This is a genomic window from Burkholderia sp. BCC0419, from assembly GCF_902830285.1.
In the GTDB taxonomy this organism is placed as follows: Bacteria; Pseudomonadota; Gammaproteobacteria; order Burkholderiales; family Burkholderiaceae; genus Burkholderia.
Window position 1 is genome coordinate 84,979 of the sequence record NZ_CADESR010000004.1, and the last position, 14,161, is coordinate 99,139.

The window sequence follows — 14,161 nt, forward strand, 5'->3', positions numbered from 1 at the left end:
TCAGGAGAAATGCCATGCAACTCGCTTCCCGTTTCGCGTCCCGTTCGCCGGTGCTGCGTTCCGACTCTCCGCTGTCGGATGACCAGATTCGCGCCGTAGCGCCTTCCATCTTCGCGGACGCTCCGCACGAAAGCCGTTCCGAGCTGTACAGCTACATCCCCACCGCGACCGTGCTGCAAGAGCTGCGCGGCGAAGGCTTCGAGCCTTTCATGGTGTGCCAGACCCGCGTGCGCCACGACGACCGCCGCGACTACACCAAGCACATGATCCGGCTACGCCACGCCAGCCAGATCAACGGCCGTGAAGCTAACGAAATCATCCTGCTGAACTCGCATGACGGCACGAGCAGCTATCAGATGCTGGCCGGGATGTTTCGCTTCGTGTGCCAGAACGGCCTCGTTTGCGGCGACACCGTGGCGGACGTGCGCGTACCCCACAAGGGCGACGTAGCCGGGCACGTCATCGAAGGCGCTTACGAAGTCTTGCACGGTTTCGACCGCGCGCAGGAATCCCGCGACGCCATGCAAGCGATCACGCTGGACGCGGGGGAATCGGAAGTGTTCGCCCGCGCCGCGCTGGCGTTGAAGTACGACGAAGCCACGCCCGCACCCATCACGGAATCACAAATTCTGATGCCGCGCCGTCACGACGACAGCCGCCGCGATCTGTGGAGCGTGTTCAACCGCACGCAGGAAAACCTCATCAAAGGCGGCCTGTCCGCTCGCGCTGCGAACGGTCGCCGCCAGACCACGCGCCCGGTGCAGGGCATCGACAACGGCATCCGCCTCAATCGTGCCTTGTGGCTGCTGGCCGATGGCCTGCGCCAGTTGAAAGCCTGATTCCCCTCGCGGCAGGGGCAGGCAGCAGCCCTTGCCGCTTTCTTCGCTGCTGCATCCCAACCGCTAGGAGTTGTCATCATGAACGCCGTTACCAAAACCGAAGCCATCGCCCTCGAAACCGCCGCGCCGCTGGAAGTGGCCGACCCGACCAGGAACCTGATTCTGGTTCCGCTGTCGCAACTGTTGCCGCGCCGTTCCAAGCGCAACGTCCGCACGACCCCGCGCCAGTCCATCCCCGAACTGGCCGCGAGCATCGCCCGCGTCGGCCTGCTGCAAAACCTCATCGTCATCCTCGCCGCCGATGGCGCGCAATACGAAGTCGTCGCGGGCGACCGCCGCTTGACCGCGTTGAAGCTGCTGGCGAAGAAGAGGCGCATCACCGCTGACTACGAAGTGCCGTGCCTGCTGGTGGCCGACGCTTCGGCGCGTACCGTGAGCCTCGCGGAGAACGTGCAGCGCGAGGCCATGCACCCCGCCGACCAGTTCGCGGCCTTCGCTGCACTGGTCAAGGAAGGCCGTCCCATCGAAGACATTGCCGCAGACTTCGGCGTGTCCCCGCTGGTGGTGCAGCGCCGTCTCAAGCTCGCCAACGTCTCGCCGCGCCTGATGGCCGACTACCGCGCCGGAACCGCAACGCTGGAACAGTTGATGGCCTTGACTATCACCGACGACCACACTGCGCAGGAAGCCGCGTACTACGGTGCGCCCGAATGGCAGCGCGGCGCATCCGCGCTGCGCGACCGCCTGACCGAGCGTGAAATCACCGCCACGCATCCGCTGGTGCATTTCGTCGGGCTGGACGCCTACACGCAGGCAGGCGGCGGCATCCGCCGCGACCTGTTCGCGGAAGGCGATGCCGGAACCTACCTGACCGACGCCGCGCTGCTGGAATCGCTGGTGCGCAGCAAGCTGGATGTGCTGGCCGAGGAAGTACGCGCCGAAGGCTGGGCGTGGGTGGAAGCCGTGCCGCATGTGAGCCATGCCGAACGACAGGAGTTCCAGAACGCGCCGCGCCAGCGCCGCGAACCGAACGCCCGTGAAGCCCGCCGCATCGCTTCGCTGCAAGCCCGCCTCGACAAGCTCGATGCCGAACTCGAAGAAGCCTACGACACCGAGAACGAGGACAAAGTGGCAACGCTGGAAGAACGGCGCGAACAGGTGGCCGAGGAACTGCAAGCCATCGAAAATGCCTTGCGCGACTACACCCCGGACGTGCGCGCCGTCGCCGGCGCCATCGTCACGCTCGACCACGAAGGCGAAATCGTGATTTATCGTGGCCTGCTGCGCGAAGCCGAGGCCAAGGCGCTGCGCACGCTGCAACGACTGCGGCAGGGTTTCGCGGACGGTGGAGCCACGACCGAGGACGAAGGCGAAATCGTGATTTATCGTGGCCTGCTGCGCGAAGCCGAGGCCAAGGCGCTGCGCACGCTGCAACGACTGCGGCAGGGTTTCGCGGACGGTGGAGCCACGACCGAGGACGAAGGCGAAGCCGCCGACGAAGCGCCCAAGGCGGCGAACGTCCCCGACCGGCTGGCGCAGCGGTTGAGCGCGCACCGCACGGCGGCGCTGCAAATCGAAGTCGCACGGCATCCGCATATCGCGCTGGCCGCGCTGGTGCATGGCATGGTGCGGGCTGTATTGCAGCCGCATACTTACCGCGACGGCTTGCCGCTCGGCGTGAGCCTCAAAGCGCAAGACCGGCTGGAAGGCATCGCCCCGGACGTGCCGGAATCGCCAGCCGCCGTGGCGCTGCGCGAGTTGAAGGAGGTCGCGGGCGAAGCGTTGCCGCAGGACAGCGCCGAACTGTTCGCCACGTTGCAGGCGAAGTCGCAAGACGAGCTGGTGCGCCTGCTGGCCGTGTGCGTGGCGTCCACCGTGGACGTGGTGATACCTCGCGCTTCGCAGCAGCAACCCGGCGCGGAGTTGGCGCAGGCCGTGGGGCTGGACATGGCGGCATGGTGGAAGCCGACCGCCGAGGGCTATTTCAGCCACATCGCTAAGCCCGCGATTCTGGAAGCCGTGGGCGTGTTCGCGCCGTCGAACGTCACCCGGCTGGCGAAGTTGAAGAAGGGCGACATGGCCAGCGAAGCGGAACGGCTGGCGGACGGCACCGGCTGGATGCCCGCCGTGTTCCAGATCGACCACCACACCGAACCGGAAGGTGCGCCCAAGGCGGAGGACGAAGCGGATGCGCCGGGCGATACCGCCGAGGTAGAGGAAGCGCACGCGCTGGCCGCGTGAGGCTGCAGCATGACCCTGGCGCATCGCGCCGGGATTTTCACCCGAACCGGGCGCGGCAGGTCAGCCGCGCCCGGTTTCAACGTCCACAGCAAAATCGCCGCGTCGCCGCCTTTGACCAGGCGGCGACGCGGCGGGCGCGCAATTGCCTTGCGCGCGGTACAGCGAATCGGTGCCCGCTGGCGCGGGCAAGAGTTTGACGACGCCCCGCCGCAAGGGACAGGGCTTGTGGGGCTACGCCCCAGCTTGCTGCGGCAGGTTGTGCCAAAACGTGCCGTCCTCGACGCTGACGGTTCGCGGCCTGTACGTCACGAAGGGCGGTTCACCGACATGCCGTCCGGCCTTGCTATGGAGCTTCCACGCCACGCCTCAACGACGATGGCCGCCTGCTGGCGGCAAGGGATGGTTCTTGCCTTGTCGCTGGCGGTTGTCCTTGCCCGGGTCAGGGCGCAAACCAGTAAAGCCGTCACGCGGGAATGCCGAGGTCGGCCACGTCTCCTTTCGGGAGCGGGCGGCCTGTGCGTCCTTGGCTTGTCGTGAATCCTGGCGGGGGCACGGCTGCGCCTTGGGCTTCATGGCCGCAACCTTCCAGCGAAAACAATTTCCCCGCCGTTACGCGGCTTCCTCGCGGGACAAATTCTTTTCGCTTTCAGTTTCTCCACGCTGTTGCGACCGCTGCGCGGTGCGACCCGCCCATCCCCCGCCGGCCGGATCACAACAAGGACGCACTGGCGCGACCTTGGTTCACCGAACGGAGAAACATCATGGCTAACATCGGCACCTTCACCGCAGAGAAAGACGGCTTCACCGGCACGCTCCGCACCCTGACGCTCAACGTCAAGGTCAAGCTGGTTCCCAACGACAAGGGCGACAGCGAGAGCGCCCCCGACTTCCGCGTGCAGGCGGCAGGCCACGACATCGGTGCGGCGTGGAAGAAAGTCAGCAAGGCCGAACGGCCCTACGTGTCCGTGACCCTGGACGATCCTTCGTTCCCGGCCACGGTCTACGCCCGCCTGATCGAGAACGAGGACGGCACGCACGACCTGATCTGGTCGCGCAGCAAGCCACAGCAGGCGGACTGACGCCGCCCACCGCGCCCCGTCTCTTGCGACGGGGCGTATTCCGAGATGTTTATGCTTCGGACGCCGCGAGTTGGCGTTCCGTTTCGACCATCACCACAGCCGTACTGCATCCGAGCGCGCTGGCGATCTTGAAAATGATCGCCAGCGTGGGCATGTGCTCGCCGCGCTCGACCTTGCCCATGTGGGAGCGCTCGATGCCGGCCAGGTTTGCCAGCGATTCCTGCGCAACTCCGCGTTCCGTTCGCAGTGCGCGCACCGCCGCACCGAAGGCTTGCGCCAGCTCGGCATCGAAGGTGGTGGCACCGGCCGGTCGGCCGGGCTGGATAGATCGCTTCTGCATGGACAGAAGCGTCCGGTCGAGGGACAATTAAAACCACGTTATCTTTAACTCACTGGTGGAAATTTGGTCCGCCTCTGTGTTTTTACTGAAATCCACATCGGCGGATTCCGACTGAACCAGAGAGTCACATTCGTGCCTTTCCTGATCTGCACAATCCCGCTTTCACGTTTCCGTGTCTGTACGGATTCGATTGCTTGTGCTTTCGTGCTTCTGCACGAAAGCACGCATCCGCTTCGACGCTTCCGCGTCTTGGCGGCAAAGCGACTCCGTGCATCGTCGGTTTCGTGAGGTTCCCGGCCATGACCGAGCCGCTCGTTACTGCCGAACAACGGGCACAACTGCTCGCCGTTGGTGCGGCGCGCGCAGCGGGTCAAAGCATTGACCCGCTGCCGGCAGTACGTTTGTTCACGCCAGACGCGCACGCGACCTGGCTGCTGGCGGCGCTTGATCCGGTCGATGACGATACGGCGTGGGGGCTGATCGACCTCGGTATCGGGATGCCGGCGCTTGGGACGGTCAGGCTGTCCGACCTGGACAGCATCGTCGGGCCGCAGCAGTGGCCTGTCCTGCGCGACCTGTATTTCCACGCCGTTCGGCTGCTATCGGAGTACGTCAGGCTGGCGCAGCGTGACGGCTCCATTCCCGACTAAACGAGGCGCATTGTGTCTTTTCCGGTCTAATGTCAGACGAATATGGTCTTGATCGGCATTCTTGCACCAGACGGGTGCGACCCTGGCCGAAAGAGACATGATGCCCAGTGCAGCTTGCGGCAGGGTATCCGGTGCTGCGCGCCGTTCTCGTGTGCACAGCCGTCGCACTCGGACGACCCATGCAAGGTTTCGGAGCCAATCGGTCTTGACACCCTTCGTTACAGTTTGAATTTACGCCTTCGTTGATGGCGCTTTGATGTTGCTAATGCCGTAGCTCCCATGTTCGACGCCCGTGGTGACGTTCCTGTTCGACAGGAGGTAACGTCATGGCTAATCGAAGCACTGATGCGTGGTATCCCACTGCTGCGTACCTGTACGTGTTGCATCTCGACGGCCCGGCACTAGCTTGGGAGTACCTGCGCCGCCATCCCGACTACCGGCGCGACTGGCTGCGCCGCCGGCCGGAGGCGGCGCACGCCTGGGGTCTGCGCCTGCTGGAAGACCCGGCACTCGATGCGCGCGACGCACATCCAGCCTGGTTTCGCGACCATGATGGCGTGCTCCAGCTCTACCCGGATGCCGACCCACCGCTGGAGACCAATGCCTTCGAGTTCTGGCGCATCCCCGGCCACAAGCATCTGCTCCACGATGGCAAACGCCTCGTGTTGACGGCAAGCTGGCCCGGCTGCTGCGTGCGGCTCGCACTGGCACCGGGCCTAGCCGATGGCATGGCCTACCTCTATGCCGTCCGTGCGTGCGCCGCGCCCTGCGCGAGCTACCGCACGATCACGTCCGAGCTGCACAAGCTGGCAATAGTGGATGCGGCTTTGCCTGCGGCAGCGGCCCGCTCGCGGCCTACGCCGGCCGCGCTGCTGGAACTGCACACCTTGCAGGCGCTCGACGCAGCCCTCGCGGGCGCGTCCTTGCGTGAAACCGCCGTTGGACTGTTCGGCGCCGAAGCCGTGGCCGCTGGCTGGTACACCGACGGCGGCCTGCGCTCACGCGTGCGCCGCCTGGTACGACGCGGCCAATCGCTGATGCACGGCGGCTACCGCCACCTTGCACAGCTTGATTGACCTGTGGAGGGTCGTTTTGCCTGCACCGCAAAACGACCCTCCGCGCAACGCATCACTTTCCCAAGACTGCCTCCATCCGGTCGCGTTGTGTGGCCGGGCGTTCCTGACCGATGGAGGCTCATCCGATGCGTCCCGCTCCCTTGCGGCCTGCCGCCGCTGCCGTCGCTACGACCCCGCAACCCCAACGCTACCTCACCAACGACGAAGCCGCCGAGTACCTGCGGCTGTCGCCGCGTACGCTCGAAAAGCAGCGCGTGATCGGCAATGGGCCGAAGTTCCGAAAGTTTGGCCGGCGCGTCATGTATGCGGTGGCCGACCTCGATGCTTGGGCCGACCAGCGCAGCTACGAAACCACGTCCGATCCCGAATACGCCGAGCATCACTCGGCCGACAACCGTGCGCGCTGACGGATGGCTCGCCGGTGGCCATCGCCATGCCCAGTCCATCGCGGCAGGGGGAACAGCTCGACCTGTTCCGCGCCCTGCCGGGCGACATGGTGCCGCGCGACGCCCAGGACTTGATGGCCTTTCCATTCTTTTCGCTGGCGAAGTCGCGGCGCACGGCGCCGATCGACTTCCGCAGCGGGAACGTCACGATCCGCGTGGAGGGGACGCAGGAGCACGGCATAGCCACGATTTGGGATGCGGACGTGTTGATCTGGGCAGCCTCGCAGATCGTGGAAGCGCGCGACGCGGGCCTGCGCCCATCGCGGCTGATGCAGGCGACGCCCTACGAGATCCTGCGCTTCATCGGGCGCGGCGTGTCGCTGCGCGACTACCAGCGCCTCAAAGCGGCGCTCGACCGGCTGCAATCGACCACCGTGGCCACGTCCATCCGCGAGACGACCGGGCGGCGCTTGCACCGATTTTCCTGGATCAACGAATGGAAGGAGCTGGCCGACGCCTGCGGCACGCCGCTGGGCATCGAGTTGATCCTGCCGGACTGGTTCTATGCCGGCGTGCTCGACGCCGCCCTGGTGCTGACCATCGATCCGGCATATTTCCGGCTGACCGGCGGCATCGAGCGATGGCTGTATCGGCTCGTGCGCAAGCACGGCGGCAAGCAGCCGCACGGCTGGCAATTCGACTTCCGGCACCTGCACCGCAAATCGGGCAGTACGGCGAAGCCCTACGACTTCGCCTGCGACCTGCGCGCGCTGGTCGCGCGGCAGTCGCTGCCCGGCTACGTGCTCGGCATCGAGCGGATGCCGGACGACGGAACCGAATTGCTGACCTTCCGGCCCGTGCCGCCGACGGCACGGGGATAACTCGGGGACAACGTGTGGACGGCCTCGTGCTATCAGGCGTGCCGGGTATCGTGCTATCAGGCGTGTCCCTATCGTGCTATCAGGCGTGCGAAATCGCCGGAAAGCCAATAACGGCGCGGGTTTCGGCGCTCTCTAACTTATCTAACTTAAAAGCTCTAACTGGTAGTAAGAGCACGCCGCTTCGGTGGACAACCGCCAAACGCCACCACACGCAACCGCGAAAGCCCGGCTTTCCAACACGGAGGGCCGCGCCATGATCGTTGCGCTGCTCAACCAGAAAGGCGGTGTGGGCAAGACCACGCTTGCCACCCACATTGCCGGCGAGCTGGCGATGCGTGGCTCACACGTCATCCTGCTCGATGCCGATCCACAAGGCTCTGCGTTGGACTGGACGCAGCGTAGAAGCCAACAAGGCTTGCCGCGGCTGTTCAGTGCCGTGGGCCTCGCCCGCGAGACGCTGCACCAGGAAGCGCCGGAGTTGGCCCGCCGCGCCGATCACGTCGTCATCGACGGCCCGCCGCGCATCGCCGCCTTGGCGCGCTCCGCGCTGCTGGCGGCCGAGCGCGTGCTGATTCCCGTGCAGCCCAGCCCCTACGACTTGTGGGCCTCGGCGGAGATGGTGGCACTAATCCGTGAAGCGCAGGTTTTCCGGCCTGCGCTACGCGCGGCCTTCGTCGTCAATAGGCGTGTCAGTACCACCGTCATCGGCCGCGAGGCGCACAACGCGCTCGCCGACCAGCCGTTGTCGGCGCTGCGCTCGGACGTGCATCAGCGCATCGTGTTCGCCGACAGTGTGGCCGCTGGCCGGCTCGCACGCGAGACGGCGCCTGACAGCGCCGCCGCGCGCGAGATCGCGGCGCTCACCGACGAGCTGCTGCGGTGGCCAACATGAGCCAGAGCAACGGCAAGCGCGTCGGTATCGGCGCACGTCCGCCGGCGAACCCGCACGCCGAGGCGTGGGTTCGCCAGGGCGACGCCGATGGTATCCGGAAAGGCGACCTCTACACCGCGCGCCTGACCCTCGACATCACGCCCGCGATGCGGGCGCGCATCAAGGTGTCGGCGTTCACGCAAGGCGTGACCGTCGCCGAGCTGCTGCGCGCGCTGCTGGAACACGAGTTCCCGGAGAAGACCCCATGAACACATCCACTCTGGCGGCCACGGCTGCGCCGCCGCCGTCGCTCGCGGTGCTCGCCGGCCAGGCCGGCATCGCGCCACTGACGCGCGTTTCGCTTGCCTACATCGAGCAGCGCATCGACCTGTACCTGCGCTTCGGCGAACCGGCTCGCATCGTCCGGCTTGACCGCTGGCGGCGTGTCGCGGTGTTCCTGTCGGGTGCGCTGTTCTGCCGCATTCGCTGGCACGCCAACGACTACGGCACGATCCGCTGGCAACTTATGGTGATGCAGGCTTGCACGTCGCTGGACGCAGCGCAGCGCATCCCCGGCGTGCTGCCCGGCGCTCGCCTGCTGCTGCACGGCGAGGGCGAACCCGCCGTGCGCGCCGTGCTGGCGCAACTCGATGCCATCGAGTCGCAAGGCATCGCGCCGACCGACGTGTCGCCGGCGTACTGGCGGACGCTCGGCAACCGGCTCGCTGCGCGCTTGCCGTTGCCCGCGTACACCACCGAGCGTCACGCCGCCTGGTTGGCCGGGAGGACGCTGCCATGACCATCATTTCCACGTCCGGCGCCGCGTCGCATCCTCGCTCGCGCCTGCGCGCTCGTATCGTGCTGGCGGGCCTGTCCGCCTGGGGCTTTGCTGCGCTGGCCTGGGCGTCCTTCGCGTCGCCGCTGCCGCTCCTGACCTACAACCCGTCCGACAGCGTGGCGGTCGGCTGGTATCGGATCGACCCGCTCGACCATCGGGCCGGCTCGCTGCCACGTCCGTTGTCCGTGGACAGCATTGTGCTCGTCCCGTTGCCGGCCGAGGCTGCCGCGCTGGCGTCGCAGCGCGGCTACCTGCCGACGCGCGTGCCGCTGCTCAAACGCATCGGTGCCGTCGCGCCGCAGGAGGTGTGCATCGTGGGCGGGATCGTCCGCATCGACGGCGTGCCCTCGGCCGCCGTGCTGCGCGCCGACCGGCTGGGCCGTCGGTTGTCATCGTGGCCGCAGTGTCGCCGCCTTGAACCGGGCGAACTGTTCCTGTTGAGCGTGACCAATTCGGCGTCGTTCGACAGCCGGTATTTCGGCCCGGTTGCTGCGTCCACCGTGATCGGTGTCGCGCGTCCGGTCTGGCTGGAGACACGCCGATGATGGTCGCCGATTCATTGCATGGCGTTGTGCATTCGATCGTGCCATCCGGGGTGTCGTCCTGCTGGCCGTCGCCGTGTCGTCGCGCGTGTCGTGCGAGCGTCGATCCTGCGTATCAGGCGCCGCACGCCGCGCAACCTCCGGCGCCGCTTTCCCACGTCCAGGCGTCCTGCTTTGAACGCGCCCGGCCTACGGCCGTGGTCGCGTTCGCCGGCGCGCTGGCTACATGCAGCGCAGCGCCGCCGGACCGCCGACGCCCGGAGCGACAGCGCAGGGCAAAGGCGGAAGGCAAGACAAAAGGTCGCGGCACCGGGCCGCGTCGAAAGCCTCTCTGCACGTGGGGGTGGCGCGGCACGCAGCGGCTTGGCCGACGTGCCGTGTGGGGCGCGAGGCTCGCGCCAATGCAGGCATGTCCGCGTGCTTCGCTCGACAAGGCACGCCGGAGCTTGCTGGGAGCGCAGCCATGACCGACCGCCGCGCCGACGATTTCCGCGTGCGTCCCAGCGCCCCGAAAAACCGGGGCGAGGGCCAGGGCCAGAGCTTCGTGTCCAAGGTGCTCAAGCAGGCCGGCAAGGCCAGCGGTGGCAAGTCCTCGATGCGCAATTCCGCAGCCGGTGGCAGCGGCGCACGCCCAGTCCAGCGGCCCGGCTCACGGCTTGGGCGCGGCCATACGGCGGCGCGCTTCGCCGGGGCGAAACTCACACCCATGTCGCGGCGCGTGACGATCAAGACGCTGCTGGTCAATCAGCGCAACGCCAGCCCGCAGTCCCTCGCCAAGCACCTGCGCTACATCGAACGTGACGGCGCCGGCCGCGATGGTGAACCGGGCCGGGCCTATGGGCCGCAGGCCAACGAAGCCGACCTCGATGCCTTCAAGGAACGGTGCCAGGACGATAGGCACCATTTCCGCTTCATCGTCTCGCCCGAGGACGGCGCCGAGTTGGACGAACTGCGCGCCTATACCCGGCACTTGATGGGCCGCATGGAAGCCGACCTAGGCACGCGACTGGATTGGGTGGCGGTCGATCACTGGAACACCGACAACCCGCACACCCACCTGATCGTGCGCGGACGCGACGACACCGGCAAAGACCTCATCATCGCGGGCGACTACATCGCCCACGGCTTTCGCCATCGCGCTGCCGAGTTAGCGACGGAATGGCTGGGGCCGCGCACCGAACTGGAGATCCAGCAGACCATGCAGCGCGAGGTTGAGCAGGAGCGGTGGACGAGTCTCGACCGCACGCTGCAACGCGAGGCTGGCGACGATGGCCGGGTGCAGATCGAACGCTTCAACGAACCCCGGCTGCAACGCCAGCGCCTGTTGCTGATCGGCCGTCTGCAACGCTTGCAACGCCTGGGCCTGGCCGACGAGATGCAGCCCGGCACCTGGGCCATTTATGCGGACACCGAGAAGACTTTGCGCGCCTTGGGCGAGCGTGGCGACATCATCCGCACCATGCAGCGCGCCATGAGCGGCCAGCCGCGCGAGCTGGCGGTGTTCGAGCCGGGCGACGACGGCCGCACAATTGTTGGCCGCGTGGCCGCCAAGGGGCTGGCCGACGAGCTGCACGACCGCGGCTATCTGGTCATCGACGGGGTGGATGGCAAGGCCCATTACGTCGTACTCAACGTCCGCGACGAGCCGGCGAACTACCCCGCAGGCTCGGTGGTGGAGGTGCGCGGTTCCGCCGAGGTACGGGCGGCCGACAAGAACATCGCCGCGCTGGCGAGCGATGGCTTGTATCGCACCGATCATCACCTGGCGATCGAGCAGGGCCGGGCCAAGCCTGGACGCGACCCGCAGGAAGTCGTTGCGGCCCATGTTCGGCGACTGGAAGCCCTGCGCCGGGCCGGCATCGTGGAGCGCGTGGCCGAGGGGCTATGGAAGGTGCCAGACGACTTGGCCGAACGTGTCCGCCCGTACGACGCACAACGGCTGGGCGGCGTTACCGTGGAGCTGAAATCGCATCTGCCGATCGAGCGGCAGGCGCGGGTGATCGGCGCGACCTGGCTCGACCAACAACTGATCGGAGGCGGCCGAGGATTGGGCGACCTGGGCTTTGGCGGCGATGCCAAGCAGGCCATGCAGCAGCGCGCCGACTTCCTCGCCGAGCAGGGGCTGGCCGAGCGGCGGGGACAGCGCGTGATTCTCGCCCGGAACCTGCTGGGAACGCTACGCAATCGGGAGCTGGCGCAGGTCGCCAAGGACATTGCCGCCGAAACCGGCCTGGAACATCGCCCGACAGCGGACGGGCAGCGCGTGGCCGGCATCTACCGGCGCTCCGTCATGCTCGCCAGCGGGCGCTACGCAATGCTGGACGATGGTATGGGATTCAGCCTGGTGCCGTGGCGGCCGGTGATAGAGCAGCGGCTCGGGCAGCAGCTTGCCGCGACGGTGCGCGGCGGCGGTGTGTCTTGGGAGATTGGGCGGCAACGTGGCACGTCTATCTGATAACAATAGAGAAAGGATATTTCCTACGAGTCAACCGTTGTTCCGCTTCGCTTCGTCGAGTAGCCATTGAGCAAACGCTTGTATTGGCTCTCTGCTCAATCCGATGGGCTCGGGGAGGATGAGGCAGAAGGTTTTGGAAATGGTTTTCCCCTCTGGCCACGGGGCCACCAGATTTCCTAGCGCAAGTTCGGTTTCAACGTAGAGGCGCGGCACTAGCGCAACACCGAGGCCAGCCAATGCGGCTTCTATCAACATCCCATGGAGATCATAGCGTGCTCCAATTGCAGGATTGGTTAGCGGGGTTCCCGTCTCCTGGGAATACTGAAGCCAAGCTTCGGGGTTCTGTCGTCGGTGCAGGCGCGGTAATTCGTCCAGTGCGGTTTTTCGTTTGCGTCCCGTCAGAAGTTCAGGATGGCAAACCGGAACCAGCACTTCATGCAAAAGCTGGTGAGTCTGCATTCCCGTCCACGCTGGGTGCTCGAAATGGATGGCGGCATCGAATCCACTTCCGGCCAGGACGAAGGGTTCCATGCGCTCGGCAAGATGCACAGTGATGTTCGGATGCTTTTGCTGGAATCGTGCCAGGCGAGGAATGAGCCATCGCATCGCGAACGTCGGGATGGTGGCGATGTCCAGGCTCGCGCCATCGTTCGGCTGCCCCATTAAGTACTGACTGTCCCGATCCAGTCGGTCAAGCGATTCCCGAACTTGGGCCGCATAGCGTTCCCCGTTGGGCAGGAGGCGTACACGATTGCCGACCCGCTCGAACAGCGTGACCCCAAGGAAGGCTTCCAGCCGGCCAATCTGGCGACTGATGGCTCCTTCAGTCAAAGACAGTTCCTCTGCCGCGCGCGCAAAGCTGCCGTGGCGCGCAGCCGCCTCAAATGCCGTCAGTGCCGTGCTGCTGGGAATCTTCCTTCGCATAAACGTTCTCGGTTCGGGTATGGCGATTCAGCCAAGCTTGATCTTTTGTCACTGAAGCATACTGATAAATCGTTTTATGCGCTGAGACCAGAGCCATAACATGATGGAACGTCAACAACGAGGGCCGGATGCACAAGAGGTCCGGTAGCGAGTGATCCATGATCTATACCGTCGAATGCAGCTTTGCCGACCCAGCCAGCGAAGCAGAGTGGAATGATTTCTACAGCCTGGAAAAGCTGCCCGCGCTCATTTCAGTGAGCGGATTCCATACTTCGCAGCGCTTCAAAGCGTTGAGCTCTGGTTGCCCCGTCTACCTTGCCATGCACTCGATCGACGGTCTGGCCGTGCTTGAGGGCGATGAGTACCGCCAGAAAGGTGGCGGCAACTTCGCACGCTGGCAGCAGCACATCACCGATTGGCACCGCAATCTTTATGGCGGCCTTGAACGCGCGCCTGCCATCGGTGAAGGAGACCATCTGATCGTGAGCGCAGCCGGTCCCGAGCTGCTCATCGAGATGGGGCTCAAGCCTGATCTGATGCGGGCCGTCGCATTGGAGAAATTTCCTGAAAACAGGTGGCTGGCGAAGCTGGATAGCTCCATCAGTCTCCGTGTGGAAACCCTTCCGAAGGACGTGCATCTCTATGCCCCGATGACTACGCAATTGACGAGTGGCAATGGCGCAGTGCCCCAGACGCAGGGGCAGAACCGACATGCCTAACCTGACGATCTTCATCCAGGCGGAAAAGATGCCGCCCGAGGCGAATCTGGCGGAACTCACCGAACGATGCACTCGGCTTTGCACGGACGTCCTCCAGGCTGCGCTGGACAACGTGCATGTCATCTATGTCGCTGCTCGCAAGGGGCGCGGGCATCCTGCTTACGCGGAAATCAAGTACCGCCTCGAACCGCTCAGAACGCCATCGGTCATGGACGCCTTCATGGCGCGACTGGATGAGGCCATAAAGCGCCATACGGGGCTAACGGCGCGCATCCGTTGCTTCGGCTATCCGGCCCCTGCCATCTACGCGCGGAACTGAT

The 14,161-nt window shown here is 65.6% G+C and carries 16 protein-coding genes; 14 read left to right on the plus strand and 2 right to left on the minus strand.

Going from position 1 to position 14,161, the window contains the following annotated elements:
• The first annotated feature begins 14 nt into the window (after positions 1 to 14).
• From HWW87_RS22290 to HWW87_RS22300, 3 genes are all read left to right on the plus strand, one after another.
• Complete coding sequence (locus tag HWW87_RS22290; protein WP_175822384.1) at positions 15 to 839, plus strand: DUF932 domain-containing protein; 825 nt, start codon at positions 15 to 17, stop codon at positions 837 to 839.
• Between the two features lie 78 nt (positions 840 to 917).
• On the plus strand, positions 918 to 3,080 hold the full coding sequence (locus HWW87_RS22295) for a ParB/RepB/Spo0J family partition protein (RefSeq protein ID WP_175822179.1): 2,163 nt from the start codon (positions 918 to 920) through the stop codon (positions 3,078 to 3,080).
• A 761-nt stretch (positions 3,081 to 3,841) separates the two neighbouring features.
• Positions 3,842 to 4,159, plus strand: a complete 318-nt coding sequence (locus HWW87_RS22300; RefSeq protein ID WP_175822180.1) for a DUF736 domain-containing protein — start codon at positions 3,842 to 3,844, stop codon at positions 4,157 to 4,159.
• A gap of 49 nt (positions 4,160 to 4,208) precedes the next feature.
• Here the strand turns inward: HWW87_RS22300 and HWW87_RS22305 are convergent, their stop codons facing one another.
• On the minus strand, positions 4,209 to 4,499 hold the full coding sequence (locus HWW87_RS22305) for a helix-turn-helix transcriptional regulator (protein ID WP_175822181.1): 291 nt from the start codon (positions 4,497 to 4,499) through the stop codon (positions 4,209 to 4,211).
• Between the two features lie 299 nt (positions 4,500 to 4,798).
• Here HWW87_RS22305 and HWW87_RS22310 point away from each other — a divergent pair, with 299 nt between their 5' ends.
• The 9 genes from HWW87_RS22310 (at position 4,799) to HWW87_RS22350 (ending at position 12,198) form a co-directional block, all read left to right on the plus strand.
• On the plus strand, positions 4,799 to 5,149 hold the full coding sequence (locus HWW87_RS22310) for a DUF2958 domain-containing protein (RefSeq protein WP_175822182.1): 351 nt from the start codon (positions 4,799 to 4,801) through the stop codon (positions 5,147 to 5,149).
• A gap of 326 nt (positions 5,150 to 5,475) precedes the next feature.
• Positions 5,476 to 6,225, plus strand: coding sequence for a DUF2285 domain-containing protein (locus HWW87_RS22315; RefSeq protein ID WP_175822183.1), 750 nt, complete (start codon positions 5,476 to 5,478; stop codon positions 6,223 to 6,225).
• 125 nt (positions 6,226 to 6,350) lie between these two features.
• The gene (locus HWW87_RS22320) at positions 6,351 to 6,632 is read left to right on the plus strand and encodes a helix-turn-helix domain-containing protein (RefSeq protein WP_208449957.1); all 282 of its coding nucleotides are present in this window, start codon (positions 6,351 to 6,353) and stop codon (positions 6,630 to 6,632) included.
• Between the two features lie 26 nt (positions 6,633 to 6,658).
• Positions 6,659 to 7,492, plus strand: a complete 834-nt coding sequence (locus tag HWW87_RS22325) for a replication initiator protein A (RefSeq protein ID WP_175822385.1) — start codon at positions 6,659 to 6,661, stop codon at positions 7,490 to 7,492.
• Between the two features lie 253 nt (positions 7,493 to 7,745).
• Entirely contained in the window at positions 7,746 to 8,384 is a 639-nt protein-coding gene (parA, locus tag HWW87_RS22330) for a ParA family partition ATPase (protein WP_175822185.1), read from the plus strand.
• Complete coding sequence (locus tag HWW87_RS22335) at positions 8,381 to 8,632, plus strand: chromosome partitioning protein ParB (protein ID WP_175822186.1); 252 nt, start codon at positions 8,381 to 8,383, stop codon at positions 8,630 to 8,632. The genes parA and HWW87_RS22335 overlap by 4 nt, the downstream gene beginning before the upstream one ends.
• On the plus strand, positions 8,629 to 9,162 hold the full coding sequence (locus tag HWW87_RS22340) for a DUF2840 domain-containing protein (RefSeq protein WP_175822187.1): 534 nt from the start codon (positions 8,629 to 8,631) through the stop codon (positions 9,160 to 9,162). The genes HWW87_RS22335 and HWW87_RS22340 overlap by 4 nt, the downstream gene beginning before the upstream one ends.
• Positions 9,159 to 9,746 (plus strand): S26 family signal peptidase, encoded by a 588-nt coding sequence (locus tag HWW87_RS22345; RefSeq protein ID WP_175822188.1) that lies wholly within the window; start codon positions 9,159 to 9,161, stop codon positions 9,744 to 9,746. The genes HWW87_RS22340 and HWW87_RS22345 overlap by 4 nt, the downstream gene beginning before the upstream one ends.
• Positions 9,747 to 10,206: 460 nt before the next feature.
• Positions 10,207 to 12,198, plus strand: a complete 1,992-nt coding sequence (locus HWW87_RS22350; protein WP_175822189.1) for a relaxase/mobilization nuclease and DUF3363 domain-containing protein — start codon at positions 10,207 to 10,209, stop codon at positions 12,196 to 12,198.
• A 30-nt stretch (positions 12,199 to 12,228) separates the two neighbouring features.
• On the opposite strand, the gene HWW87_RS22355 is transcribed toward HWW87_RS22350, so the two are convergent.
• Positions 12,229 to 13,122, minus strand: a complete 894-nt coding sequence (locus tag HWW87_RS22355) for a LysR substrate-binding domain-containing protein (RefSeq protein ID WP_175822190.1) — start codon at positions 13,120 to 13,122, stop codon at positions 12,229 to 12,231.
• Between the two features lie 158 nt (positions 13,123 to 13,280).
• On the opposite strand from HWW87_RS22355, the gene HWW87_RS22360 reads away from it, so the two are divergent.
• A complete protein-coding gene (locus HWW87_RS22360) occupies positions 13,281 to 13,841 on the plus strand; it encodes a sugar ABC transporter (RefSeq protein ID WP_175822191.1) in 561 nt (186 codons plus the stop codon).
• Entirely contained in the window at positions 13,834 to 14,160 is a 327-nt protein-coding gene (locus HWW87_RS22365) for a hypothetical protein (RefSeq protein WP_175822192.1), read from the plus strand. Before HWW87_RS22360 ends, HWW87_RS22365 begins: the two co-directional genes overlap by 8 nt.
• Position 14,161 lies beyond the last annotated feature (1 nt).

Excerpts from the sequence above, each read along its gene's own strand:
- HWW87_RS22290 (WP_175822384.1), top strand. The coding sequence starts at position 15 with ATGCAACTCGCTTCCCGTTTCGCGTCCCGTTCGCCGGTGCTGCGTTCC.
- HWW87_RS22295 (WP_175822179.1), top strand. The coding sequence starts at position 918 with ATGAACGCCGTTACCAAAACCGAAGCCATCGCCCTCGAAACCGCCGCG.
- HWW87_RS22300 (WP_175822180.1), top strand. The coding sequence starts at position 3,842 with ATGGCTAACATCGGCACCTTCACCGCAGAGAAAGACGGCTTCACCGGC.
- HWW87_RS22305 (WP_175822181.1), bottom strand. The coding sequence starts at position 4,499 with ATGCAGAAGCGATCTATCCAGCCCGGCCGACCGGCCGGTGCCACCACC.
- HWW87_RS22310 (WP_175822182.1), top strand. The coding sequence starts at position 4,799 with ATGACCGAGCCGCTCGTTACTGCCGAACAACGGGCACAACTGCTCGCC.
- HWW87_RS22315 (WP_175822183.1), top strand. The coding sequence starts at position 5,476 with ATGGCTAATCGAAGCACTGATGCGTGGTATCCCACTGCTGCGTACCTG.
- HWW87_RS22320 (WP_208449957.1), top strand. The coding sequence starts at position 6,351 with ATGCGTCCCGCTCCCTTGCGGCCTGCCGCCGCTGCCGTCGCTACGACC.
- HWW87_RS22325 (WP_175822385.1), top strand. The coding sequence starts at position 6,659 with ATGCCCAGTCCATCGCGGCAGGGGGAACAGCTCGACCTGTTCCGCGCC.
- parA (WP_175822185.1), top strand. The coding sequence starts at position 7,746 with ATGATCGTTGCGCTGCTCAACCAGAAAGGCGGTGTGGGCAAGACCACG.
- HWW87_RS22335 (WP_175822186.1), top strand. The coding sequence starts at position 8,381 with ATGAGCCAGAGCAACGGCAAGCGCGTCGGTATCGGCGCACGTCCGCCG.
- HWW87_RS22340 (WP_175822187.1), top strand. The coding sequence starts at position 8,629 with ATGAACACATCCACTCTGGCGGCCACGGCTGCGCCGCCGCCGTCGCTC.
- HWW87_RS22345 (WP_175822188.1), top strand. The coding sequence starts at position 9,159 with ATGACCATCATTTCCACGTCCGGCGCCGCGTCGCATCCTCGCTCGCGC.
- HWW87_RS22350 (WP_175822189.1), top strand. The coding sequence starts at position 10,207 with ATGACCGACCGCCGCGCCGACGATTTCCGCGTGCGTCCCAGCGCCCCG.
- HWW87_RS22355 (WP_175822190.1), bottom strand. The coding sequence starts at position 13,122 with ATGCGAAGGAAGATTCCCAGCAGCACGGCACTGACGGCATTTGAGGCG.
- HWW87_RS22360 (WP_175822191.1), top strand. The coding sequence starts at position 13,281 with ATGATCTATACCGTCGAATGCAGCTTTGCCGACCCAGCCAGCGAAGCA.
- HWW87_RS22365 (WP_175822192.1), top strand. The coding sequence starts at position 13,834 with ATGCCTAACCTGACGATCTTCATCCAGGCGGAAAAGATGCCGCCCGAG.